Genomic DNA, 24,608 nt, shown 5'->3' on the forward strand with positions numbered 1-24,608 from the left:
TATGAATGAAAAAACAACGGCCGAATTAGAACACCTTCGCGGCCTGATTGATGGTGTTGATCAGCAATTACTGCACTTACTGCGTAAGCGCTTGGATCTCGTGGCGCAAGTGGGCACGGTGAAACACGGCGCCGGTTTACCTATTTATGCACCTCAGCGTGAAGCAGCCATGCTGGCTAAACGCCGTGAAGAAGCAAAAACTATGGGAATCGAGCCGCAGTTGATCGAAGATATTTTGCGTCGCTTGATGCGTGAGTCTTACCTCAATGAAAAAGATGTTGGTTTTAAGCAAGTTAAAAAAGATCTTGGCTCAGTGGTGATTGTCGGCGGTAAAGGGCAACTCGGTGGACTATTTTCACAAATGCTGACTTTATCCGGCTACCAAGTGAATTTGCTCGATAAAGACGATTGGCAGCAAGCGGATAGCTTATTTGCCGATGCGGGCATGGTGTTAGTGACTGTGCCGATTGCGATTACTTGCGAGCTTATTCGTGAAAAGCTGACCCAATTACCAGCCGACTGCATTCTGGCAGATTTGACCTCCATCAAGACTGAGCCGGTTAAAGCCATGCTTGAGGCGCATTCTGGTCCCGTCGTTGGTTTTCATCCTATGTTTGGTCCTGATGTGGGCAGTCTGGCGAAGCAAGTCGTGGTGGTGTGTCATGGTCGCTCGCCGGAAAAATACCAGTGGTTGCTTGAGCAGATCGCCATTTGGGGAGCTCGGATTGTCGAAGCAGAACCAGAGCGTCACGACAGTGCGATGCAGCTAGTGCAGGCAATGCGTCACTTCTCGACCTTTGTGTATGGTTTGAATCTGTGTAAGGAAGAGGCCGATATCGATACTTTACTGCAATTTAGCTCGCCGATTTACCGATTAGAATTGGCTATGGTAGGGCGCTTATTCGCCCAAAGCCCAGAGCTTTACGCCGATATTATTTTTGCCCAGCAAGATAGCCAGCATGCTATTGGTGATTATTTAGATAACTACCGTGAAGCGTTAGAACTGCTAAAACGGGGTGACAGGAACGAGTTTATTAAGCAGTTCCAAAGTGTCGCCAAATGGTTTGGGGATTTTGCACCTCAATTCCAGCGTGAAAGCCGTATTATGCTGCAATCGGTTAATGATATGAAAACCAATTAATAAATAAACAGTTACTTTTAAAACGCCCATCATTGATGGGCGTTTTTTTATGGATTTTTAACAGTTCACATTGTATTAATTAGCAATTGCTTAAGGTGATCTTTCTCTAACATTTAGCATCTCACTTTAGAAATGACTGTCGCTTATGGCACGTTTAGGTAGACTAGTTTTAAACATGCAAAAATAAAGCATGAATTTAAATTAGGAGTCTATCCATGTTCTGTATTCAGTGTGAGCAAACCATTCGTACACCCGCTGGCAATGGTTGTAGTTATTCTCAAGGTATGTGTGGCAAGCTGGCGGCAACGTCCGATCTACAAGACTTGCTGATTTACATGCTACAAGGCGTGTCTGTATATGCGGTTAAAGCTCGCGAGCTGGGCATTATCGATGCTGAAATTGATAGTTTTGTGCCTAAAGCCTTTTTCGCGACCCTCACCAACGTCAACTTCGATGATGAGCGCATTATGGCCTATACCCAGCAGGCGGCTAAGTATCGTGCTCAGTTAAAAGCTTCTTACGAAGCGGCTTGTGAACAAGCCGGTATTGCTGCTGAGCAAGTGCCGCAAGTCGCTCAGTTAGTGCTGGGGACCAGTAAGATTGAAATGCTAGCGCAGGCGCCGATTGCACTGCTGAATAAAGATAAGCATGAAGTTCATGAAGACATCATGGGATTGAGGTTATTGTGTTTATATGGCCTTAAGGGTGCGGCTGCTTATATGGAGCATGCTCGCGTGTTGGGTCAGACTGATGCTGATGTGGCAGGGCGCTTCCATGAAATCATGTCTTTCTTAGGTGAGCCGAGTGTTGATGGCGATAAGCTGTTTACTACGGCTATGGACATAGGTCAGTTGAACTACCGCATAATGGCAATGCTGGATGCGGGTGAAACTCAGGCCTTTGGTCATCCTGAGCCAACTGTGGTCAACACTAAGTCAGTTAAGGGCAAAGCCATACTAGTCTCTGGCCATGACATGAAGGATTTAGAGCTTATTCTCGAGCAGACTGTAGGCAAGGGTATCAATGTGTTTACCCACGGTGAAATGCTTCCTGCACTGGCGTATCCAGCCTTTAAAAAATATGCACATCTTGTCGGAAATTACGGCAGTGCTTGGCAGAATCAACAGCAAGAATTTGCCAATTTCCCTGGCGCTGTGGTGATGACATCTAACTGTATTATCGATCCAAATGTGGGTAGTTATAGTGATCGTATCTTTACTCGCAGCATAGTGGGCTGGCCTGGTGTGGTGCATATCGAAGGAGATGATTTCTCGGCTGTCATTGATAAAGCGTTAGCCTTAGAAGGCTTTATCTATGATGAAATCCCACACACTATCACTATTGGTTTTGCCCGTAATGCCTTGATGGCCGCAGCGCCCGCCGTGGTTGAAAATGTGAAGAGTGGTGCGATTAAGCATTTCTTCCTTGTTGGCGGTTGCGATGGCGACAAAGCCGACAGAAGCTACTTCACTGAACTTGCTAAATCCACACCTAAGGATTCAATAATCCTGACGCTAGGCTGTGGTAAGTACAAATTCAATAAGCTCGAATTTGGTGACATTAACGGTATTCCACGTTTGCTCGATGTGGGCCAATGTAACGATGCCTATTCAGCGATTCAGTTAGCGATTGCATTAGCTGAAGTGTTTGAATGTGATATCAATGAATTACCTCTGAGCTTAGTGCTTTCTTGGTTTGAGCAAAAAGCCATTGTAGTACTGCTGACGCTGTTGTCACTTGGCGTTAAAAATATTCGAACAGGCCCGACGCCACCTGCGTTCCTGACGGCCAATTTAGCCAAAATTTTGGAAGATAAATTTGGCTTGCGTAATACCACGACAGTCGAAGCCGATTTAAAAAATATGTTAAACGTGGCTTAAATCAACCAAGAATTGTTGCTGAACTGCGGTTTTGGCTTGTTTACTGAGGCCGCAGTGTTTTGTGGGTAAATGCTATGAACATGAGTGTGATAGCGGGAGCGCGGGCATTATCGGTTTCGCCCCATAAACCTGGAAGTGTTAATCAATTAGTGTGCGTCGAACGCTGGAATGAAACCTCGGATGTCGTGAGTTTTCGTTTTCAAGCGGGCGAGCCGATGAAGTTTGACTATAAACCCGGTCAGTTTATGACCTTTGTGCTTGAGATTAATGGCGAGCAAGTGTGCCGCAGTTATACCTTGTCATCATCGCCATCTAGGCCCTATTCCTTGATGGTGACGATTAAGCGTGTTGCGGGTGGACTCGTATCTAATTATCTTATCGACAATCTATTACTCGGCCAGAGTGTACGAGTGCTGCCGCCCGCGGGACAATTTAATCTGTTTGATATTGCTCGGCTAAGCCATAAACAGCCAGAGACTGAAAAGTTAGATGCTAATCTATTAGCTATAACGGCGCAGAAATACCTTTTTTTGAGTGCTGGTTGCGGTATTACCCCCATGTACTCTATGTCGCGTTATCTGACTGATACACAAATTGATGCCGATATTGCCTTTGTGCACAGTGCGCGATCAGAGAATGATATTATTTTTAAGTCATCATTGGCGACTATGGCCAACCGTTTTAATGCATTTAAGCTCAGCTACGCACTTGAGACTGTCACTGAAACACTGGGGTGTTCACCAAAGATAGCATTCGATTTCGGGCGGTTAAGTGCACAGATGCTAAAAACCTTAGTACCTGATTTTGCAGAGCGTACTATCTACCTTTGTGGGCCAGAACCCTATATGCAAGCGGTAAAAATCTTATTGGTCGAACTCAATTTTGATATGAGTCGGTTATACCATGAGAGTTTTGCCACGGCCGAGAAAGTTGCCCGCAGTCAGCTTATGCAAGCAAACTCGTCAGATGGAACGAGTGAAAACCTACCTGAAGGGGCTTTTACCTTGTCTATTGGCGATCGAAGCACGACGCTAAATCAAGGACAAAGTCTGCTGGAGGGAATTGAGGCCGAAGGGTTGCCGATTATTGCAGCCTGTCGTTCGGGCGTTTGCGGCGCGTGTAAGTGTCAAGTCTTGGAGGGAGAAACGGTATCGACAAGCGTGATGACACTGACTGCTGCAGAAATTGAGGCCGGTTTTGTACTCGCTTGCTCCACAACATTAGCATCCGACGTGACACTTAAACTTTAACGTGCTGCTAATTAGCGTCATTTACTTGTGACTTATTTTTAAATGGATGGAAATATTTCTAATCCTTAGTTGCGCTTATCTCAGTGAGAACGTAAGGTTAATGACAAGGGCGTATGATGTTTGCGCCCAGTCTATTAGTCTGGCTGGAGTCTCTCAATGACAATGACAACCACTTATGCCGCAAAAATTGAAGACCGTACTCTGGGACATTTGTTGTACGCCTTGATGTCGGGTTTTCCCTTATTATTACTTCCTGTGCTGCTAAGTTTGTTCATTAATCTTTCCCAACGCCAATTCCATGGTAATCCATTATTGGCGTCGCATTTGCGTTGGCAACGGCATTCTAATCTCGCCTTTCTTGGCTTGCTAGTGCTCGGCTATTGCGTTCCACTGACTTGGCTCAGTCTTTCGATTTATCTCTTTGGGATCATTTGGTTTTGTCACAGGATCATTAAAGGGTGGTTAAGTCTATTGGATGGTTTAGAAATCTAAACTTGTGCTAGAGTCTCTAAATTGATGATTTTTAGAGGCTCTTATGTCCAGCTACCAAATTCTGTGTGTCCTCTGCGCGTTGGCGCTAGTGACTTCGGTTATCTCCTCTCGCGTCCATAAACTGCAGGAAACTGTGGCCATTACTGCTATTGCCCTAGGAATGAGTTTGTTGTTGCTCCTTGGGGGAAAGGCTTTAGGTGGGGACGTTTATGTGTATTTTGTCTCTGGCTTAGAGAAACTCGATTTTCAAGCTTTACTGCTCAATGGCATGCTCGGTTTTTTACTCTTTGCCGGCGCATTACAAATCCGCTTAAAAATATTGAGGCATCAAAAGTGGGAGATCCTAATCCTTGCTTTTATAAGCACTTTATTGTCGACATTTATTATAGGTGGGCTGTTATTTTGGTTCGCGCCTATGCTGGGTCTCCCGCTACAATTCAGCCACTGCTTACTGTTCGGCGCCTTGATTTCGCCCACCGATCCTATCGCTGTTTTGGCTATTTTAAAGAAAATGGGTGCGCCGGAAGATATTGCGATTCAAGTAGAAGGTGAATCTTTATTTAACGATGGCATAGGGTTAGTGATTTTTGTGGCAATATCGCAATTGGCTTTCTCCACCGAGCCACTGACGTTTATCCATATCTCTGAGTTATTTATTCGTGAGGCGGTAGGTGGGGTTATTTACGGTAGCGTGCTTGGTTTTCTGCTGCATCATTTTTTCCGCTACTGCGAGGAAGAAACGCAATTAATGCTGGTTACCCTGCTGATCCCAACCGCGGGATATGTCATGGCGGATGTGCTTGGTGTTTCTGGTCCTTTAGCTATGGTGAGTGCGGGGATCATCATAGGAAATTTCAGCGTGCCTAAGTTTTTTGCTCGTAATGAGCGAGTGAAACTATTTACTTTTTGGTCGCTGATTGAATCCTTCTTTAATGCCTTACTCTTCCTATTGCTTGGTTTATTACTTTTGTTAGTCACTTTCAAAGCGCCATTATGGTGGTTTATGTTTGTGGCTATACCAATAGTGTTGTTGGCTCGTGCAATGAGTGTGTTATTACCTTATTTGGGCTTTCGATTGTTTAAGTCATACAACCCCTATGCTGAGACGATTTTGATTTGGGGTGGTTTAAGGGGAGGATTAGCCCTCGCTATGGCGATGAGTTTGCCTGAGGGTATCGTCATAGATGCTATTGGTGGTGTAGAGCTGCGGGAGTTGTTGTTAGTGATGACCTATGCCGTCGTCGTATTTTCGATTTTAGTGCAGGGCTCTACTATGACAGGGCTTATCCGTAGGAGTAATGCCGTTACTAAACCATCGAGTGCTATTGGCTCTTCTTAAAATGCATAAAGGATCACTGCGCTGCAATACTAAACAATATTAAGCCTGCTAGTCATCCACACTGGCTAGCAAGCTTGTCTGAGTCAATTAGGGATAAAAGAAGCCTCATTTATCCCTTAACACACTTCGAACTAACCACATTTCACTTTAAATTAAATCACTCAAGATCAAAGCTTTAATTTGCCCGATATAATTCCCTTACCACAGCGCTTATTAAGTTAAGCGACTCATGGTCATCACTGCTAGATAGTGGACAATTGAGTATCAATCCATCCACTTTAAGCTGTTTAATTCCTTGTGTTTGAACCAATAGGGCATCATCTGATACGGCATAACTTGGGTTGATCAAAATCGGCAAATGGCTCGTGGCTTTAATCTGGATCAGACTCGCTAAATCGAGTGAAGGTAGATTGGCGTTATTTAAGGTTCTAATGCCTGAGTCACACAGAACCAGTTGCTGATTGCCTTGGCTTAAAATGACTTCTGTTGCCGTGAGTAATTCTTCAAAACTTGCCATATCGTTACGCTCAAGTATTAAAGGTATCGGTAGGGTTCCTGCTTGAGTCAGTAAAGTTTGGTTAAACATCTGCTTGCCTGCGAGGAATAACATATCGGCGTGCTGGACTGCTAATGGCATATCGGCTTCTTGCGCTATGGCAATAATGCACACTAGGCCATATTGATGCAGGATTTGGCGTAGTTTAGCGAGAGTAACTTCTGCCATAGTCAGTTGATTAACAGCGCTGAGCAAAACGGCTTGGAATCCCGCTTCTTTAAGCTGCTTCACTTGCTGCTCGAAAGCCGATAACGCTAAGTGTGAAATGTCATTATTCAGTGTGATTTGGGCTATGGCACCGACATGCCCTGCACCGATTGTCATTGCGCCACAGTTTATTTCACTGGCTTGCTCTTTATAGGCTTTGCTATATCGAACTGGACTGGCATTAGCACCATTTTCGCTGATGACTTGATCCTTAGAGGTGCTGGGCTCAATCAGTAGCTGGCTGTTGCTCAGCTGTGTGGGCTTGACTGTTTCACAAGGATAACAGCCTAATACTTTGATAAAACGGGTGATCCGCTCGAGTTGCTTTAAACCCGCCTGCATGGATTCACTGGAGATATTCGCGTCGATATCCAAATAGAACATTTCTTCCCAAGGTGTTCCTGGAATCGGGCGTGACTCTAATTTACTCATGTTTAACTGATGCGCTTTTAGAACAAGTAAGGCTTCCACTAAAGCACCGGCTTTTTGGCCTGTTGCCATGATCAATGTAGTCTTAGCGGGTAACTGCTCTGGTACGGCAACGGCTTTGCGCGCAACAACGATAAAGCGACTTTGGTTGATCTTCTGATTCGCTAAACCTGCTTCTATGGACTCAAGTTGATAGAGTGCACCACCTTCGGCGCTGCCAATCGCTGCTGCACTGTTATCTGGACTTTGGTTTACCTTTTCCATTGCTTCTGCGCTGCTTGAGCAGTATTCCAGTCTCAAGTCTTTGTGTTGAGTTAAATATCTGCTGCATTGGCTAATAGGCTGAGGGTGGGCATAGACAGTTTTGATCTCAGCTAATTTACTGCCAGCTTTTCCTAGTAGGCAATGGCTGACTTCAATCGTCGTTTCACCAACAATCGACAGACTGGTGTGCTGTAGCACGTCGTAGACTTCGTTGATTGAACCTGAAGATGTGTTCTCAATCGGTAGGAAACCATAATCAGCATGTCCAGACTCAACGGCTTGCACTATTTCATCGAAACTTTGGCAACCTAAGTCCAGCATTTCAACTTGGCGACGTTGGCAATAGCGTGTCGCTGCGAGATAAGAGTATGAACCTCTAGCACCGAGGTAAGCGATACAATACTGTTGTTTTTGTGTCTCTGGATTGGCGCGGCCGTGAAGGTAAGCTTGTTGATTCAATACTGAATCTTCAATGATGCTCTGGTAAAGGGAGATAACATAGTGGGCATCTAATCCTTTCTCTCTGCCTTCTTTCACGAGTCGAGCGAGCAGTTCTTTTTCCCTTTGAGTATCTCTGATGGGTCTGACATCCACTTCTTTGCTACGGGCTACTTCTAAACTTAAGCGACGGCGCTCAGCGAGTAATGCCAGCAGTTCATTATCCAGATGGGTGATCTGCTCTCGGGTTTGATTTAAAGGCTGTGGTGTATGCATTCTGACCTCAATTGCCGCCATGTATTTTATCAATCGTTTAAGACAAAAAAGCCTCCCAGTTGGGAGGCTTTGGATTTTTACTTTCGTTTTTACACAGTAAATCCGCCTCCTAGAGTGGGGGTGTAAAAAAGAAAGTAAAAAAAGCTGCTGTTATCATTTTCATGGTCTTAAAACTAAAGGGCTAGGGCTTAGCTGTCAATCAAAACTTTCTTAAAGGTAATCTAAAAAGAAAGCGCACCCGAGGGTGCGCTGGTTTGGTTCAAGTATGTATATATGGTCAAGCGAGTTTATCCTCCTTATGGTCAGTGTGGGACAAGGTAACACATTCGTTTATCTTACATTTACGTGTAACAGTAAAACGTTGACAACTCACTAGATAACGACTTGCATTTATAATGAACATTAACAAGTACTTTATGCAGCATAGCGTATAACCTTGAAACTATGCAGTTTGCAGTACCAGCGAACTTACGTTGACATGTCTTGCACTTATATTTTAACAATTAACACTTGCATGGAGCTATAACATTAAAAACTAACACTAACAAAACGAACATTTAAAAATAAACGATTTACGGCTCATTGGTTGTACTAGGTACATTTTGCTGTAAGAACAGCTTAGCCTTGTCACGCGTTTAGGTCTTGCTACTTACATTATTACCATTATTACTTTTTACTTTAAAACCTAACATGTTAATACATGGAACGTATAAAAAGCTCTCATTTACTGTTATTACAATTTTCGTCAAGTCTAGATTTCCTCCTTTTTAATTGATAAGTAAACATTATTTAAGGTGTCTATAAATATCAAAACTCAACTAATGGTAAACGTTAACACATTACATAAATAAACATTTATACGTTTTACAGTTTTTACTATACAAATAACACTAAGTAAACTAATGACTTTTAATCAAACCAACGTATTGCACTTACATTAAACACCTACATTAAATCTCACGCTAAAAACGCTAACTTATCATATCAGTGTAAATATGACTCTCTTTATATAAATAATCTACATCTCTACATCTAACTAAACGTGACAGTTGTTACCTCATTTATCTCAGTGTTTAGCACGCATTGGTGCCGGCCCATTTTACAATAAACGCTTTTATTCATGTAGCTTTTGTAAATGTGATTTTTGTTTATGTTTACCTGAGCCTCCATTGTGAATATAAACAATTTGATAGTTAAAGGTTTTGCTAATGTACTCGTTGTACTGTACTCGGCTCCTTATGTTAACTCTGGTATTCAGCAATGCCGCTTGTTTCTGGTGGTCATCCTGATATTGGGTCAAAATTGAGTACTACTTTTAGTGAATGCCAACATACTTGATTGTTTCTAAAATCAAATTGTTCGCTCTTGTGTTGCCTCCTTTCCAAACTTGCTATTGAAAGTGGAACCTAGTTGAAAATAAAAATTGAACTTTTAAACGTAGAAATTATAAGTAAAATTAATCATTAACAGTAAACCTTAGTACTTAAAACTATATAGCTTAGATTAGTAGTGCTCCTTAGTTATATCCAGTAACGTTACTTAGAACTTAAGATCTGTTAATCAATATTTGTAAATCAAAATTTAAAGTAAATCAATATTTGAAACGATTTAAATCCGCACCACTTCGATTCTTGCTGTCACTTTGTAAAGTGTAGTAGGTATTTAGTCAAAAGAACTGTTTTTTTCATCATTAAAATGATTGCACTAAGCTTTTTTAAAAACTGTGATCTGATTAAATATTTCTACTTTATTGCTCTCAAAGTGATGCGTTTCTCGCACTCACCAGATTTAAATTATGCCGCATCTTCCTCCTCGTACTCGTCGTCAATTTCAACAACATCATTAGTCGGTGTTAGTGATGTGGAGCGTTGAGCTTCAGGTTTGTGTGTTATGCGATTGAGCTGCTTCTCTAATTTTTGGCCCATAGCGTTAATCGCAGTATATAAATTTTCATGTTTTGCTTGAGCGAAGAGTTCTCCATTTGGGATGCCAACCGATGCTTCAATTTTGAAACCAGGTTTCTCCTCCGTAATGATTACATGGGGATTTATCATTTGCACATCATGCCTTGAAAGTTTTTCAAAACGGCTTTCAATGCGTTCGCGAATAGGAGATGTGACTTCAAGTTGCTTGCTAGTAATCTTTAGCATATTTCGAACCTTCTGTTGTTTCCTTGGATTTCAGATTACCAAGGTTCGCACTATAAAACGAGATGTAGATCACGTTTTTGTGCCCATTAGATACTGTTCGTTGGATATTTGATCACTTAGACAAATATCAATAATTCTTGGCCCAAAAGCCTTGTATTGCCAGCTAAATGGGGTCATATTCGATGGGATAACTCCGCAGTCTTTGCCCTTATTTACTTATATTTACTTTAAGTTTCATCCCGAATCCCGATAAAATACCTCTACTTATTCCATTCGGTCACTTTGAGTTTGCCCATTTTATGAATACTGAACATGTTAAAATTAAGGTCTGGGATTTACCCACGCGAATTTTCCATTGGGGTATGGTGTGTCTGTTGGCACTTTTATGGTGGAGTGCCGATGCGGGCGAAATGCAGTGGCATCAAATTTTTGCTTATAGTTTGCTGATCCTTATTGGATTTAGGATCCTCTGGGGGCTCATTGGTAGCGATACGGCAAGGTTTAGCCACTTTGTTCATCACCCCAAAGTTGTACTCGATTACTTGAGATCGATTCGAACTAAAGGGATGTCTGTGGTACTTGGGCACAATCCTATCGGTGGCTATATGGTCATCGCGTTGATTGGGATCATTAGCCTTCAATTAGTTACAGGCCTTTTTGCGACCGATGATATTTTTACCGAAGGTCCGCTATATAGCTATGTCAGTTCAGATACCAGTGGATTTTTGACTTGGTTACACAAAACGAACTTTAACCTTATTCTCTTGCTGAGTGCCATTCATGTACTGGCTGTGATTATTCATGCCATGAAAGGGGATAAGTTAGTTGGTGCTATGATCAGTGGTTACAAGAAAGTCTCGAAGGTTGCTTTTTCATCAAGTGCGAAGAGCGAGCTTCGATTCAAGTCTGAGTGGCTTGCTTTAGTGCTGTTCACAGTATGCGCGGCAGTGGTATTTGGCTATTTAATGTGGCCAATAGTGCAAGTTCTGTAGATTTATACTTAGTTTTGGAACAACAAAAAGCCTGCTATTTAGCAGGCTTTTTGATGGGAAAAACAACGTCAAATTAATCTTTCTTATAAATGTCGTGACAACTTTTACAGCTTTTTCCTGTGTCCATAAAGGCTTGTTTGATTTCAGCTTGATTACCTTTTTGAGCTACAGTAGCCAGAATGGCAGCATTCTCTTGGAAGGTTTTCATTTTTGCATCAAAATCAGCTCTGTCTTGCCAAACTTTGGCTAGGGCTTCGGTATCACCTTTGTCTGAGCCATCAATAAAACCTTCGAAAGGAATTTTGGATAATGCAGCAACATTCGTTGCGCGCATTGCGAAGGTTTCTGCTTCGAAAGGTTTTTTATCTTTCATCATGGCAGCCATATCGCCGAAGTTATAAGCAATAAGACCAAATGCAGATTGGCGGTATTCAATTGCATCTTTAGAGTCTTCGAAATTGTGTGCTTGAGCAGTTGAAGCCAATAAGGTACTGGCAACGAGAGTAAGTAGTAATTTTTTCATCGTATTCTCACAAATTAGCGTCGAAGTGTGACATTGCACTCCTATTGTACACAAATTAACTTGATGTACTAGAAGCAATTTTGTCAGTTTTTGTCTGGATCTGACTGCTAAACGTAACAATTTATTTGTAAGTAGGCTAAATCTGTTAGACTGCTAATGTAATGCTTGAACAGTACTTATGAGGGTGATTATGCGAGCTAACTGGGATCTAGTATTAGAAAAAATTTTGAGCCACAGCAATTATGAAGATCTTTCTGTGTTGTTTCATTTACTGTTAACCGAAGAAGAACGTAGTGCCGTTGCCGGACGTTTGAAGGTCTTTCAATTGCTGCTAGACGGGGAAATGAGTCAAAGGCATATCGCTGCGGAATATGAAGTCAGTATTGCAACGATTACACGTTGTTCTAATTATTTGAAGAATATGTCTTCTGAGCATAGGGCGAAAGTTCAAAAATTAATTGGTTAGTGTTCATGTGGATACAACTCTTGTGAATATCATCTGCTCCTACTGTGGTGAATAGAACTAAGCCTTAAGGCGTGATGGGAAGCTTATGACGACGATAGAGGGAACGACGAACCAGAATGTATAAGCCGTAGCTGAGTAAACAGATAGCCAGAATTGGGTAAAGATCCTTGGGAAGGAATTTAAAGATAGCCAGCGCCGCTAAGAGATAGATAAAAGGTATAAAGTTATAAATTATCTCGGGAAGATAACCCGATTTACGTCGTTTGGCCGAGTCTGTTCGACGGTTTTGAGAACGCATAACGTAGATCCTCGCACCTAATACAAATACCACAGTTGCCGCTATCAAGGCATAGTTGATGTCGAGTGCAATAAAACTCGAACTACCGAGCGCCATGTAGCCAAAAGGCAAAATTTCGTAAAGTGGTTTGGTTAACATAAGCACTCCGTCGCTTAACTTAGGTTGATATCAATATCTAATTGAAAATATTCATATAAAATTTGAATACTTCAATTTACCAGTCAGTTATTTATCTATTACGAATATTATAAACGCTTGTGTATAAAAAATGCACGACCTTAAATTAAGGGCGTGCATCTTAAAAGGTTAAACCATGGCAGTTTAATCACTTACGGATAAACAACTTCTCGTTTAACTTCTGGTATCAGGCTTTGTTTAGCCGCGGCAACCACAGCCGCCATTACCGTCACAACCTGTTTTAGGTGTGTCACAGGCTTCGTGCTCTTCATGGTGGTGTCCATGATCGTGGTCTGAACCACCACAACATCCGCCCGCTTCTTGTTTGCCTGAACCGCCACAGCATCCACCGCCGTGGTCGTGATCATGTCCATGGCTTCCACAACCACCTTGGGCATGAATGTGGCCATGAGCGATTTCTTCGGCTGAGGCTTCACGAACGTCAACGATTTCGACGCTGAAATTGAGCGATTGGCCCGCTAAAGGATGGTTGCCATCGACGATAACCACATCGTCTTTTACTTCCATGACTTGAACTGGGCGCTGACCCATTTCAGTTTCAGCGATGAAGCGCATACCTGGGACGATATCTTCGATATCACCAAAGGCTTCTAATGGCACGGCTTGACGTAGGCCATCGTGATAAGGCCCATAGGCTTCTTCGGCGCTAATAGTGACATCGAGTTTTTCGCCTTTGCTTTTACCATCTAATGCGGCTTCTAAACCTGGGATCAGGTTTTCAGTGCCGTGTAGATATAGCATAGGTTCAGAGTCGAAGGAGTCTTCTAATAGTCTGCCTTCTTGATCTGATAAACGGTAATGAATGGTTACCGCGCTGTGTTGAGTGATCTTCATATCGCCTCCAATTCGTAATGTGCGCGCATAATAACGTGCTTTTTTAGTGCTGGCGATAATTTGAAGTGGCTTATGTTAGATATCGCACAGGTTTTTTTTAGGCAAATTTGTCGGTGCTTTACGGTAGAAAGGATGAGTAATGTGATTTTTGCTCGTTAGCCTGTCAATTTAGCCTGAATGATGAGGTAGAACAAATAACGCATTATTTTAAAGTGAACTATAAATAATTATATGTAAAACAAGTAATTATATAATTGTATTCGTACCATATTACGTTGACGTCAACAGTTATCTATTGCGTAAATCGCATTTTTACCCCTAGAAAACTTCATATTAACGAATCTTGATGCAGTATTTTATCGAGCGTTAATATTTGCCTATAAATAATCCATTTTAGGGGTTGACAAGCGCGGGTAAAAAAAGCAATTCTGTTTATCAAGAAATTAACATGGATTAGCCCAAACACATGCATAGCCTAGGTTTCGTAGTAACTACCATTATTACAACCACCACTACAACAACAGTGGGGGCGGGCTGATACACCCTAAAAAATTTTAACGATGAGCCCGCTTCCCGCAAAGAAGCGGGCTTTTTTGTTTCTAGCTCTTATTTCTAAGTCGGGCGCGGTACAGGAGAACAAGATGAAAGTAATGAAATTTGGTGGTACCTCGCTTGCAAATTGGCAGCGATTCTCGATGGCGGCGGATATCGTTGCTAAGTCATCTAAGCTTGAACCCATAGCCACTGTGCTATCGGCCCCGGCGACTGTGACAAATGCGTTACTAGAAATGGTTGATGTAGCCGTTAAAGGTGAAGATTATTCGTCTGTGCTGCAGCATGTTGAGCGGGTATTTACCTCGCTATACCAAGATGCTGTTATTTCAATGTTGTCGAGTGAGCAGAGTGAACAGCTCTTTTCTGGACTTAATGCACAGCTGGTGATTTGGCAGGATAGATTACGTGGCATTAGCTTACTGCAAGAGTGTCCTGATGGCATACGTGCTGAAATCGTGGTGGCAGGTGAGCGTTTATCTGCAGCCTTGATGGAACAAGTGATGCTATCTAAGGGGATCACATCTGCTCAACTCGATCCGCGCGCCTTGTTTCTGGGTCGTGGTCGGCCGTTAGAATCCGTGGTCGATATCGCTGTGAGTAAGCCAAGGTTTCGTGCGTTGGCATTAGGTGAAAAGCGCGTATGGGTAATGCCGGGATTCACCGCCGCCGATGAACAGGGCAAAGTGGTGACGTTAGGCCGTAATGGTTCTGACTATTCTGCTGCTGTGCTCGCTGCCTGTTTAGATGCGTCAAGTTGTGAAATCTGGACCGATGTTGACGGTGTTTATAATACCGATCCCCGTGTGGTTGCCGATGCTAAGCTGTTATCACAACTCAGCTATCAAGAGGCGATGGAACTCTCCTATTTTGGCGCTAAGGTGCTGCATCCTAAGACGATTGCGCCTATCGCCCAGTTCCATATTCCCTGTTATATCAAAAACAGTTTTAACCCCGATGCGCCCGGCACTCTGGTATCAAACCAAGCCGATGAAACGGGCTTACAGGTTAAAGCTATCTCCAATTTAGATAACCAGACCATGTTTGATATATCAGGCCCAGGCATGAAAGGCATGGTTGGCATGGCGAGCCGTACTCTCGCGGCGATTTCTCGCAGCGGCGTGTCTGTGTCTTTAATCACCCAAAGCTCCTCTGAATACAGTATTAGCTTCTGTGTGGCGACGTCTGACTCGGCCAAAGTGAAATGGGCCTTAGAGCAAGAGTTTGAATTAGAAATAAAAAGTGACTTGCTTGAACCTATTGCTATGCGTCATGAGCTCGCTATCGTTTCTTTGATTGGTGATGGCATGCGCACCCACAAAGGCGTGGCAGCGCGTTTCTTCCAAGCGTTAGCGCAGGCAAGCGTGAATATTATCGCTATCGCTCAAGGATCGTCCGAGCGGTCGATTTCGACTGTGATCGAGCAGCGTAAGACTAAGCATGCGGTGGCGGCTTGTCATCAAGGCTTTTTCGATGTGCAGCAGTATTTAGATGTGTTTTTAGTGGGTTGCGGCAATGTAGGGGCAGGCCTGCTCGAGCAGATAAAACAACAGTCTGCCATGCTCAAAGAGCAGCACATCAGTATCCGTGTTTGCGGCATAGTGAATTCGAACAAGATGCTACTCGACAGTGCGGGTATCGACTTAAGCAATTGGTCTAGCTTGCTTGCCGATAGCCAGCAAGCCTGCGATATCCCAGCGTTACTTGCATGGGCGAAAGAGCAACAATTACTAAACCCTGTGCTGGTGGATTGCACCTCGAGCGAGCAAGTATCGGATCTGTATTTGGATGTGATGAACTCAGGTTTGCATGTTGTCACGCCGAACAAAAAGTCGAACACTCGCGATTATGCTTATTATCAAGCACTGCGCCAAACGGCATTAAAACAGCGTCGCCAATTCTTATATGAAACTACAGTCGGTGCGGGTTTGCCTGTGATCGATAACCTGAAAAAACTGTTATTTGCGGGTGACAAACTGCATAAGTTTAACGGTATTTTATCGGGCTCTTTATCCTTTATCTTCGGCATGCTCGATGAAGGCATGACACTTTCTGAAGCGACAGGTCTTGCGCGGGAAAAATGTTTTACTGAGCCCGATCCCCGTGATGATTTGAGTGGTATGGATGTGGCGCGTAAAGTGCTCATTCTTGCCCGTGAAGTGGGACTAAAGTTAGAGCTCAGTGATGTGCAGGTTGAATCTGTATTGCCAGCCGAGTTTGATGATTCAGGTGATGTTGAAAGCTTTATGGCACGATTACCGCAAGTTGATGCCGCAATTGCCGCAAAAGTGGCGCAGGCCAAAGCCCAAGGTAAAGTGCTGCGTTATGTTGGGCAAATTGAGGATGGTGTGTGCCGTGTGCGTATCGCCGAAGTGGATGCACAGGGTCCGCTTTATAGCGTTAAAGGCGGTGAAAATGCCTTAGCGTTCTATAGCCGCTATTATCAGCCCATTCCCTTTGTGCTACGCGGCTATGGCGCGGGGACTGAAGTGACCGCTGCTGGTGCCTTTGCCGATGTATTAAGAACCTTGAATTGGACTCGTGAGGTGAGTGTATGAGTTTGACCGTTTACGCTCCAGCCTCTATGGGTAACGTGGGCGTCGGATTTGATTTATTAGGCGCTGCATTAGCGCCGATTGATGGCAGTTTACTGGGCGATAGAGTGACTATCGCCGCGGCAGCGTCGGGTGTGAGTCTGATACAGACCGGCGTTTGGGCCCATAAACTGCCTGAAAATCCGAAAGACAATATTGTGTACCAATGTGCCGAATTCTTCTTAACAGCCATGAGTAAGGAGTTTTTAACTGCGCTGGGTAAAGCAGATGGAGGCGTAGCGCTGACACTGGAAAAGAACCTGCCCGTCGGCAGTGGTTTAGGGTCGAGTGCAAGCTCAGTCGTGGCGGCGTTATATGCCCTGAATGAACATTTTGATAGACCCTATAACGAGCAAGCACTGCTGGAACTGATGGGCGAGTTTGAAGGGAAGATCAGCGGTAGTGTGCACTATGACAACGTTGCCCCCTGTTATTTGGGCGGCATGCAATTGATGCTCAATGTGCCGGGCAATGTCTGTGAAGCGATACCCAGCTTTAAAGAATGGTATTGGGTTGTGGCCTATCCAGGGATTTCACTCTCAACGGCAATGATGCGCAAACTCATGCCAGATCAATATGATAAAAGTGTCACTATCGATTTTGGCCGTTATTTAAGCGCCTTTGTGCATGCGTCTTACCAGCAGAATGCCAAGCTTGCGATCAACGTATTAAAAGATGTGTTAGCCGAGCCCTATCGCGCCGCCGCGATCCCGGGTTACGACAAGGCCAGAGCCGCTTTAGCCGCTTTAGGCATGTTGACTACGGGGATTTCCGGCAGTGGCCCAACGCTGTTTTCGATTACCGATGATTTAGCCACGGCAAATGCGGCTAAAGCCTGGTTAGAACAGCATTATTTAACCGAGGTTGGGGGCTTTGCCCACGTGTGTCGCCTCGATGAGCAAGGCACGCGTAGAGTCGATTAATAGTTAATTTAGCTAAGACTAAGTACCCCAAATTAGCATTTAAGGTTTAGCATCAAAAGGTTGAGTGAGCATGGAACTATATAATTTAAAACACCCTTCGCAGAAAGTGAGCTTTAAAGAGGCGGTACAGCTGGGGTTAGGTAAAGACAGAGGTTTGTTCTTTCCTAGTCAAATACCCGTATTAGACGATATTGAAGGGCTGCTGGCGTTGCCATTCGTTGAGCGCAGTAAAAAAGTACTCGGCGCATGGCTTGCCTCTGAGTTAGGCCAAGATGCGGTCGATGAATTAGTTGAGCGTGCCTTTAACTTTGATTTACCTTTGGTTGCCGTCGATGAGCAGCGTGCCTGCCTCGAATTATTCCACGGTCCAACACTGGCGTTTAAAGATTTTGGGGCGCGTTTTATGGCGCAATGCGTTAATACCTTTGTGGGCGACACGCGCTTAACCATTTTGACTGCGACCTCGGGCGACACTGGCGCCGCGGTTGCCGATGCTTTTTATGGGCTTGAGAAAGTCAATGTGGTGGTGCTCTATCCTAAGGGCAAGATCAGTGAACTACAGGAAAAGATGTTCACGACGTTGGGCAAGAATATCCATACAGTTGCCGTCTCGTCCGATTTCGATGCCTGCCAAGATCTGGTTAAGCGCGCCTTTGATGATCCCGAAGTCCGCGATGGGTTGAGCTTAAACTCGGCAAATTCTATCAACATCAGCCGCTTACTCGCACAAATTTGCTATTACTTTGAAGCGGTTGCCCAGTCTAAACAACGCCATGAAGCCGATCCTGTGATTTCAGTGCCAAGTGGTAACTTTGGCAACCTCACCGCAGGTTTATTCGCTAAAGCGATGGGATTACCGGTTAAACGCTTTATTGCCGCGACCAATGCCAACGATACAGTGCCGCGTTATTTAGACAATGGCCAATGGCAGCCCAATCCGACTCAAGCGACTATGTCCAATGCCATGGATGTGAGTGAGCCCAGTAACTGGCCGCGTGTGGAAGCCATTTGTGAGAAATTAGGTTGGCCACTGAGTAGCTTAGTGGGTATTCGCTTATCGGAGGAACAAACGTCACAGGCATTAGCTGAGTTGCATGCACAGGGTTATGTGTCTGAGCCCCATGCGGCGATTGCAGCTAAGGCCTTATCTTTAACCTTAGTGCCCGATGAAGTGGGCATATTCTTGGGGACGGCGCATCCCGCTAAATTTAAGGATGTTGTGGATAGAGAATTAACGCTTAACTTACCCTTGCCGCCTGAGCTTGAAGCTGTTGCGAGTAAGCCCATCTTATCCGCGGAATTAGCGGCAGATTTTACTGCATTAAAAATGCATTTATTCAAAATATTAGCTTAAGGGCTTTAGCCCTACTGATGTCTGCCTAGCAGTGGAATAACATGGCGTAAAAGCAGGAAGGGAGCTTGGCTCCCTTTTTTTACAAGTGTGAGTTTTATGGTGAGGAATTGATGAGCTTGTGTTACCAGTGAACATAAAACAACCATTAGTTAACTGCATGATATTTAATTAATATTTGTAACTTTCTGTATTATCCTTGGTTTCTTATATGTGACATTGTTCACAATTTTATCTATTGCAATTAGTTATGTTCACCCGCGTGTTTAATCTGTGGGTTAATTGATTTGTCTAAATTTTTTCTGTTAAGTACATGTTTTTGCGTTTTAATATCTGGATGTGCGACCAAGCAGCATGAACTATATCGTCGCATTAACGTGGCCTACGATTTTGAAGTCACCCACTGCGATAGTTTTGCTTTAGTCACTGGGGTGAGCCGCCATGAAAACCGGCTTGATGAAGCTAAAGAGTCCGCCACGGCTCAGGGTGAGGAATTGGGGGGAACACACATAGTTTGGTTACAAGTCGATATGGGGGATCCCACTAAAGTTGTTGCTATTATTTATAAGTGTCTGATTTAAATTTATAAAACTTTATTTTATTTCCTGCGTTCAGGCTTAGCCTTTATCGCAGCATAGTGAGTCGTTTAGATCTCACTCTTGGCTGTTGTGCTTTTTTGTTATTATTCCTCGCCCTTTTTTAGGCTAATTACTGTGATCTCGCCGGTGTTTATGGCGCGCTATCTAAGTGACAACTACGCTTACTGAGGTAGAACCCCCTCGCGGAAGTCTGACGCTGAATCGTTATACTTCATCTTAATCAAGAGAGGATCGTCAACTTAAGAGGCAAATAACTTAGCCTATGCCATGGTTTAAATACGTTCCTGTCTTATTTTTGCTTTTTTTAGTCTTGCCCGCTGTAAGTGCGTCGCAGGTCAATAGTCCTTTACCTTGTAAGAACATGATTAAAGTCGGTTACAACGATTGGCCTCCCTATGCTTGGCAAGATCCTCAAGGAGAAGCCCAAGGCTTAGATGTGGATCTGATGCGGGCATTTGCAGTGTATCTTGGTTGTGAAGTTCATTTTATTAATGTGCCCGCTAAGCGCTCGCATCAGATGTTGCGAGCAGGACAGTTAGATGTGTTGATGGGAGCGACTATGACGGATGAACGTCAAAACTATGCTCTTTTTTCAACCTATTACCGGGATGAAGAGCTGCGCTTATTTGTACTCGATGAGCAAAAAGATCAGATTAATATCGATAAATGGGAGGACATTTTTACCAAAAAATTGCGTCTACTTGTCCCTTCTAGCGGTTGGTATGGTGCAGATTATCAAGAATCTCAATATCGATTAGAGCAGGAGCACTTGTTAGTATTAAGTCCAGACTCAGATAAGTCTGTGCAAATGCTTATCTACGGTAGGGGAGATATGATCGTCGGAGATACCTTAGCCATGCCCTATATCGCCAGCCAGCATCAACGCATCAAGCTAGTGCCACTTAAGTTAGTGTTAGATCAAAACCATATTCATTTAATGTTCAGCAAAGCGAGTATCAAGACAAGCCAGTTAGAGCAGTTTAATCATGCGATTAAGGCATTGATGGATAACGGTGAAATTGCACGAGTGATCAATAAATGGCAACAAATGACACTGGCGAAACAGTCTAATATGAGCCGCCTAAACAGTCCGCTAAAGACGCTGTATGTCAGCCCTTAACATTAGCCCTTCACGTTAGCCACTCGTGTCCGACTCTGGTATATTTTTATCCTAGTGCAATATGGTAACGCTATGATCTTTGATGTTTTCCTCTAAAGAATCTTGTCTTTTATTCAGTTGCTCCTCCGCGATTTAAGATGTGACACATTTGCTAAAACTTCTCTGACTTGAAGTTACTGAACTCTCTATCAAATTCTGCTAGCTTGTTGGGCTCAATTGTCATGCTTTGGACTTGATTGTGGTTTTTTACAAAAGTCCATGGCAAGAATTTCTTCGCTAAATCTGCTAGCAAAATCTCGTAGTAAAGAGTCTATTGCTAAAATAACAATAGGATAGAGGTCATACATGAAACTTCGCCATTCTGTCGCCTGCTGCATGCTTGCCCTTGGCACATTAACAGCGTTCCAAACCATCGCTGCCGATGCGGTGAGCAATCAAGGGTATTACCGTGCGCCAGCGTTGCACGCTCAAACCTTAGTCTTTACTGCAGAAGGGGATTTATGGACTCAGACCTTAGGTCAAAAAGCGGCGACTCGCTTAACGAGTTTACCTGCGGAAGAGCTAGGGGCGACAATTTCGGCCGACGGTAAGTGGGTTGCTTATGTTGCCAACTATGAAGGCGCGAGCGAAGTGTATGTGATCCCCATTACGGGCGGTGTGGCTAAACGGGTGAGTTTTGAGAATAGCCGTGTACGAGTTCAGGGCTGGACTGCCAAAGGCGAGATTTTATATTCTACCGACACGGGCTTTGGTCCTGCTAATAATTGGATGCTGCGCAGCGTCGATCCTCAAACCCTCACCACCACAGATTTACCCTTAGCCGATGCAGTTGAAGGTGTGATTGATGATCGCAACGAATACGTGTACTTCACCCGCTTTGGTCTGCAAATGACTGGCGATAATGCCAAAGTGTACCGTGGCGGTGCAAAAGGTGAATTATGGCGCTTTAAACTCGGCAGCAAAACCGAAGCACAGTTGCTCAGCGGCCAACACGACGGCTCAGTGCGCCAACCTATGCTATGGCAGGCCAGACTCTATTTTATTAGCGACAGCGATGGCAACGACAACCTCTGGTCGAGTGCGCTCGATGGTTCAGATGCAAAACAGTTAACACAATTTAAAGATTGGCAGGTCCGCGGTGCGCGGATGGACCAAGGCAAAGTGGTATTCCAGTTAGGTGCGGATATCCATGTGTTTGATATTGCGGCCGCTAAAGACTCGTTACTCAATATTGAACTCATTTCCGATTTTTCCGAGCGCCGTGAGCATTGGGTGACAGAGCCTATGGATTACGCTTCTTCAACTAATTTGGCCCCCGCTGGCGATAAAGTGGTGATCACCGCCCGCAGCCACGTGGCAATCGCGGGTATTGATGGCTCGCGTTTAGTTCAAGTTGCACTGCCGGGGACTTATCGCGTAAGGGAAGCTGTGTTGAGCCAAGATAGCAAGTCGGTTTATGCGATTAGCGACATGACAGGTCAGCAGGAAATTTGGCAATTCCCTGCTGATGGCAGCAGTGGCGCTAAACAGTTAACCAAAGACGGTCATACTTTAAGAATGAGTCTTAATTTGTCCAGTGACGGTCGATTTATCGCCCATGACGATAACGATGGTAACGTTTGGCTGCTCGACTTAAAGAAAAATACCAATCAAAAAATCATCACTAACGGCGAGGGACTTGGGCCTTACGCCGATATCCGCTGGTCCGGTGACAGCCGTTTTATTGCATTAACTAAGTCGGAAATAGGTAAACAACGTCCGCAAGTCGTCCTGTATTCTGTGGATGAAAATAAGGCCGAGACGCTCACCAGCGACAAATACGAGTCCTATTCGCCAACCTTTAGCAGTGACGGCCAGTGGCTATATTTCCTGTCAAACCGCCAATTCAGCGCAACACCAAGTTCACCTTGGGGCGATAGAAACATGGGCCCTGTGTTTGATAAACGCAGCCAAATTTTTGCCATCGCACTGGTCAAAAATGCCAAATTCCCCTTTAGTAAACCCAATGAACTCGAATCTAATCAAGTTGAAAAAACCGATGCTAAGGATAAACCGAGTCCAGTAAAAATCGATTGGGCAGGGATCTCCCAGCGTTTATGGCAAGTGCCTGTCGATTCAGGCAATTACAGTAAGCTGCGCGTCGTCGATGATAGACTTTATTTGTTAGATCAAGCTATTGGCGACGATGTCGCTCCTAATTTAATGACCATCAAATTTGACCGATTAAGCCCCAAAGCCGAGGTTTTTGCCGAGGACATTGGCCAATATGAGGTTTCTGCCGATGGTAAAAAGCTGATGCTACGTAAGCACAGTAATGAGAAATCACTCCTAATTGTTGATGGCGGCGATAAATTAGGCGATACGGATAATGCCAAAGTGCAAACGGAACAATGGCAGCTAGCGATTTCTCCGCAGCTTGAATGGCAGCAAATGTTTGAAGATGCGTGGTTGATGCACCGAGAATCTTTCTTCGACAAAAAAATGCGCGGCCTCGATTGGCAAGCGACCAAAGCTAAGTATCAGCCTTTGCTCGACCGCCTGACCGATCGTAACGAACTGAATGACATCTTCATGCAAATGATGGGCGAGTTAGATTCTTTGCACTCACAGGTGCGCGGTGGTGACATACCTCAAGATCCCGATGCGGCTAAAGCGGCAAGCCTTGGCGCGCGCCTACAACAAACTGCAGATGGCGTTAAAATTGCGCACATTTACAGTAACGATCCTGAGTTACCTGCTAATGCATCACCGTTAAATCGTATCGAAGTCGATGCTAAAGAAGGCGATATGCTGTTGGCTATTAATGGCACGCCAGTAGTGAATGTGGCCGACGTCACGCGTCTTCTGCGCAATCAACAGGATAAGCAAGTATTACTACAGCTTAAGCGTGGTAGCCAAACCCATAAAACCATCGTCATGCCCGTTAGTGCTGTGGTGGACAGTCAATTACGTTACTTAGATTGGGTGAGCCATAATGCGGCTGTGGTCGAGGATGTAAGTCAGGGCAAGATGGGTTATTTGCACTTATATGCCATGGGCGGTGGTGATATTGAAAGTTTCGCCCGTGAGTTTTATGCCAACTACGATAAAGAGGGTTTGATTATCGATGTTCGCCGTAACCGCGGTGGCAATATTGACAGTTGGATTATCGAGAAGTTACTACGCCGCGCTTGGGCGTTTTGGCAACCGACCCACGGCACGCCAAACACCAATATGCAACAAACCTTCCGCGGTCATTTAGTGGTGTTAACCGATGAACTGACCTATTCCGACGGCGAAACCTTCTCCGCAGGGATTAAAGCACTCGGTATTGCGCCCTTAATTGGTAAGCAAACGGCAGGTGCGGGTGTGTGGTTATCTGGGCGAAATGCGTTGACCGATAAAGGGATGGCGCGGGTGGCCGAGTATCCACAGTATGCAATGGATGGCCGCTGGGTGCTTGAAGGCCATGGCGTAACGCCGGATATTGAAGTTGATAACTTACCTTTCGCTACCTTTAATGGCAAAGATGCGCAGCTTGAAACTGCAATAAGTTATTTGAAGGATGAGTTGGTTAAACAGCCAATCCCAGCCTTAAAAGTGCAACCTTTGCCTGTAAAAGGTATGGCACAGGATATTAAAGCTAAGTAATTGATATTTAAATTCAGTATTTAACCGAAATTTAAGGTATCTCGGCTAGCATGTCCGCGTACAAAGTTAGGGTGTTGTCTCTTGGTTCCCGAGACAACACCCATTT

18 protein-coding genes and 1 other annotated feature are annotated in these 24,608 nt (G+C 44.2%); of the genes, 13 read left to right on the top strand and 5 right to left on the bottom strand.

Annotated elements, in window-relative coordinates; all coding sequences use genetic code 11:
* Position 1: 1 nt before the first annotated feature.
* From tyrA to L5M17_RS06600, 5 genes are all read left to right on the top strand, one after another.
* On the top strand, positions 2 to 1,141 hold the full coding sequence (tyrA, locus tag L5M17_RS06580; RefSeq protein WP_263146078.1) for a bifunctional chorismate mutase/prephenate dehydrogenase: 1,140 nt from the start codon (positions 2 to 4) through the stop codon (positions 1,139 to 1,141).
* A gap of 215 nt (positions 1,142 to 1,356) precedes the next feature.
* The gene (gene hcp / locus L5M17_RS06585; RefSeq protein WP_113940658.1) at positions 1,357 to 3,021 is read left to right on the top strand and encodes a hydroxylamine reductase; all 1,665 of its coding nucleotides are present in this window, start codon (positions 1,357 to 1,359) and stop codon (positions 3,019 to 3,021) included.
* A gap of 74 nt (positions 3,022 to 3,095) precedes the next feature.
* A complete protein-coding gene (locus L5M17_RS06590) occupies positions 3,096 to 4,271 on the top strand; it encodes a hybrid-cluster NAD(P)-dependent oxidoreductase (RefSeq protein WP_263146081.1) in 1,176 nt (391 codons plus the stop codon).
* Between the two features lie 156 nt (positions 4,272 to 4,427).
* The gene (locus L5M17_RS06595; RefSeq protein ID WP_028760805.1) at positions 4,428 to 4,763 is read left to right on the top strand and encodes a hypothetical protein; all 336 of its coding nucleotides are present in this window, start codon (positions 4,428 to 4,430) and stop codon (positions 4,761 to 4,763) included.
* Positions 4,764 to 4,806: 43 nt separating this feature from the next.
* Positions 4,807 to 6,102 carry a cation:proton antiporter gene (locus L5M17_RS06600; protein ID WP_263146083.1) on the top strand — a complete coding sequence of 432 codons (1,296 nt, stop codon included), beginning with the start codon at positions 4,807 to 4,809 and terminating at the stop codon, positions 6,100 to 6,102.
* Between the two features lie 175 nt (positions 6,103 to 6,277).
* On the opposite strand, the gene L5M17_RS06605 is transcribed toward L5M17_RS06600, so the two are convergent.
* Both L5M17_RS06605 and hpf read right to left on the bottom strand, forming a co-directional pair.
* Positions 6,278 to 8,272 (bottom strand): chorismate mutase, encoded by a 1,995-nt coding sequence (locus L5M17_RS06605; RefSeq protein WP_263146086.1) that lies wholly within the window; start codon positions 8,270 to 8,272, stop codon positions 6,278 to 6,280.
* Positions 8,273 to 8,313: 41 nt separating this feature from the next.
* Positions 8,314 to 8,430: a sequence feature (Phe leader region), on the bottom strand.
* 1,635 nt (positions 8,431 to 10,065) lie between these two features.
* Entirely contained in the window at positions 10,066 to 10,422 is a 357-nt protein-coding gene (gene hpf, locus L5M17_RS06610; protein ID WP_263146089.1) for a ribosome hibernation-promoting factor, HPF/YfiA family, read from the bottom strand.
* 299 nt (positions 10,423 to 10,721) lie between these two features.
* On the opposite strand from hpf, the gene L5M17_RS06615 reads away from it, so the two are divergent.
* A complete protein-coding gene (locus L5M17_RS06615; RefSeq protein ID WP_113940655.1) occupies positions 10,722 to 11,414 on the top strand; it encodes a cytochrome b/b6 domain-containing protein in 693 nt (230 codons plus the stop codon).
* 73 nt (positions 11,415 to 11,487) lie between these two features.
* On the opposite strand, the gene L5M17_RS06620 is transcribed toward L5M17_RS06615, so the two are convergent.
* Positions 11,488 to 11,937 (bottom strand): c-type cytochrome, encoded by a 450-nt coding sequence (locus tag L5M17_RS06620; protein ID WP_263146091.1) that lies wholly within the window; start codon positions 11,935 to 11,937, stop codon positions 11,488 to 11,490.
* 190 nt (positions 11,938 to 12,127) lie between these two features.
* On the opposite strand from L5M17_RS06620, the gene trpR reads away from it, so the two are divergent.
* Positions 12,128 to 12,403 (top strand): trp operon repressor, encoded by a 276-nt coding sequence (trpR, locus tag L5M17_RS06625; RefSeq protein ID WP_028760799.1) that lies wholly within the window; start codon positions 12,128 to 12,130, stop codon positions 12,401 to 12,403.
* A 64-nt stretch (positions 12,404 to 12,467) separates the two neighbouring features.
* On the opposite strand, the gene L5M17_RS06630 is transcribed toward trpR, so the two are convergent.
* Complete coding sequence (locus L5M17_RS06630) at positions 12,468 to 12,839, bottom strand: hypothetical protein (protein ID WP_263146093.1); 372 nt, start codon at positions 12,837 to 12,839, stop codon at positions 12,468 to 12,470.
* 237 nt (positions 12,840 to 13,076) lie between these two features.
* A complete protein-coding gene (gene slyD, locus L5M17_RS06635) occupies positions 13,077 to 13,733 on the bottom strand; it encodes a peptidylprolyl isomerase (RefSeq protein ID WP_028760797.1) in 657 nt (218 codons plus the stop codon).
* A gap of 641 nt (positions 13,734 to 14,374) precedes the next feature.
* Between slyD and thrA the strand changes: the two genes are divergently transcribed.
* The 6 genes from thrA to L5M17_RS06665 all read left to right on the top strand — a co-directional run bounded on the left by thrA (position 14,375) and on the right by L5M17_RS06665 (position 24,502).
* Complete coding sequence (gene thrA, locus L5M17_RS06640; protein ID WP_263146095.1) at positions 14,375 to 16,843, top strand: bifunctional aspartate kinase/homoserine dehydrogenase I; 2,469 nt, start codon at positions 14,375 to 14,377, stop codon at positions 16,841 to 16,843.
* On the top strand, positions 16,840 to 17,802 hold the full coding sequence (gene thrB, locus L5M17_RS06645) for a homoserine kinase (RefSeq protein WP_263146098.1): 963 nt from the start codon (positions 16,840 to 16,842) through the stop codon (positions 17,800 to 17,802). Before thrA ends, thrB begins: the two co-directional genes overlap by 4 nt.
* A 70-nt stretch (positions 17,803 to 17,872) precedes the next feature.
* Entirely contained in the window at positions 17,873 to 19,156 is a 1,284-nt protein-coding gene (thrC, locus tag L5M17_RS06650) for a threonine synthase (RefSeq protein ID WP_263146100.1), read from the top strand.
* A 284-nt stretch (positions 19,157 to 19,440) separates the two neighbouring features.
* Entirely contained in the window at positions 19,441 to 19,734 is a 294-nt protein-coding gene (locus tag L5M17_RS06655; protein ID WP_028760793.1) for a hypothetical protein, read from the top strand.
* A 280-nt stretch (positions 19,735 to 20,014) separates the two neighbouring features.
* Positions 20,015 to 20,872 carry a substrate-binding periplasmic protein gene (locus L5M17_RS06660; protein ID WP_263146103.1) on the top strand — a complete coding sequence of 286 codons (858 nt, stop codon included), beginning with the start codon at positions 20,015 to 20,017 and terminating at the stop codon, positions 20,870 to 20,872.
* A gap of 345 nt (positions 20,873 to 21,217) precedes the next feature.
* A complete protein-coding gene (locus tag L5M17_RS06665) occupies positions 21,218 to 24,502 on the top strand; it encodes a S41 family peptidase (protein ID WP_263146105.1) in 3,285 nt (1,094 codons plus the stop codon).
* Positions 24,503 to 24,608 lie beyond the last annotated feature (106 nt).

This window comes from Shewanella sp. SW24 (assembly GCF_025653395.1).
GTDB lineage: Bacteria > Pseudomonadota > Gammaproteobacteria > Enterobacterales > Shewanellaceae > Shewanella > Shewanella oncorhynchi.

Coding starts and splice junctions, on each gene's coding strand:
- L5M17_RS06660 (WP_263146103.1), top strand. CDS start 20,015: ATGCCATGGTTTAAATACGTTCCTGTCTTATTTTTGCTTTTTTTAGTC.
- tyrA (WP_263146078.1), top strand. CDS start 2: ATGAATGAAAAAACAACGGCCGAATTAGAACACCTTCGCGGCCTGATT.
- hpf (WP_263146089.1), bottom strand. CDS start 10,422: ATGCTAAAGATTACTAGCAAGCAACTTGAAGTCACATCTCCTATTCGC.
- L5M17_RS06620 (WP_263146091.1), bottom strand. CDS start 11,937: ATGAAAAAATTACTACTTACTCTCGTTGCCAGTACCTTATTGGCTTCA.
- L5M17_RS06605 (WP_263146086.1), bottom strand. CDS start 8,272: ATGCATACACCACAGCCTTTAAATCAAACCCGAGAGCAGATCACCCAT.
- L5M17_RS06630 (WP_263146093.1), bottom strand. CDS start 12,839: ATGTTAACCAAACCACTTTACGAAATTTTGCCTTTTGGCTACATGGCG.
- slyD (WP_028760797.1), bottom strand. CDS start 13,733: ATGAAGATCACTCAACACAGCGCGGTAACCATTCATTACCGTTTATCA.
- thrC (WP_263146100.1), top strand. CDS start 17,873: ATGGAACTATATAATTTAAAACACCCTTCGCAGAAAGTGAGCTTTAAA.
- L5M17_RS06590 (WP_263146081.1), top strand. CDS start 3,096: ATGAACATGAGTGTGATAGCGGGAGCGCGGGCATTATCGGTTTCGCCC.
- hcp (WP_113940658.1), top strand. CDS start 1,357: ATGTTCTGTATTCAGTGTGAGCAAACCATTCGTACACCCGCTGGCAAT.
- L5M17_RS06615 (WP_113940655.1), top strand. CDS start 10,722: ATGAATACTGAACATGTTAAAATTAAGGTCTGGGATTTACCCACGCGA.
- L5M17_RS06595 (WP_028760805.1), top strand. CDS start 4,428: ATGACAATGACAACCACTTATGCCGCAAAAATTGAAGACCGTACTCTG.
- thrB (WP_263146098.1), top strand. CDS start 16,840: ATGAGTTTGACCGTTTACGCTCCAGCCTCTATGGGTAACGTGGGCGTC.
- L5M17_RS06600 (WP_263146083.1), top strand. CDS start 4,807: ATGTCCAGCTACCAAATTCTGTGTGTCCTCTGCGCGTTGGCGCTAGTG.
- thrA (WP_263146095.1), top strand. CDS start 14,375: ATGAAAGTAATGAAATTTGGTGGTACCTCGCTTGCAAATTGGCAGCGA.
- trpR (WP_028760799.1), top strand. CDS start 12,128: ATGCGAGCTAACTGGGATCTAGTATTAGAAAAAATTTTGAGCCACAGC.
- L5M17_RS06665 (WP_263146105.1), top strand. CDS start 21,218: ATGAAACTTCGCCATTCTGTCGCCTGCTGCATGCTTGCCCTTGGCACA.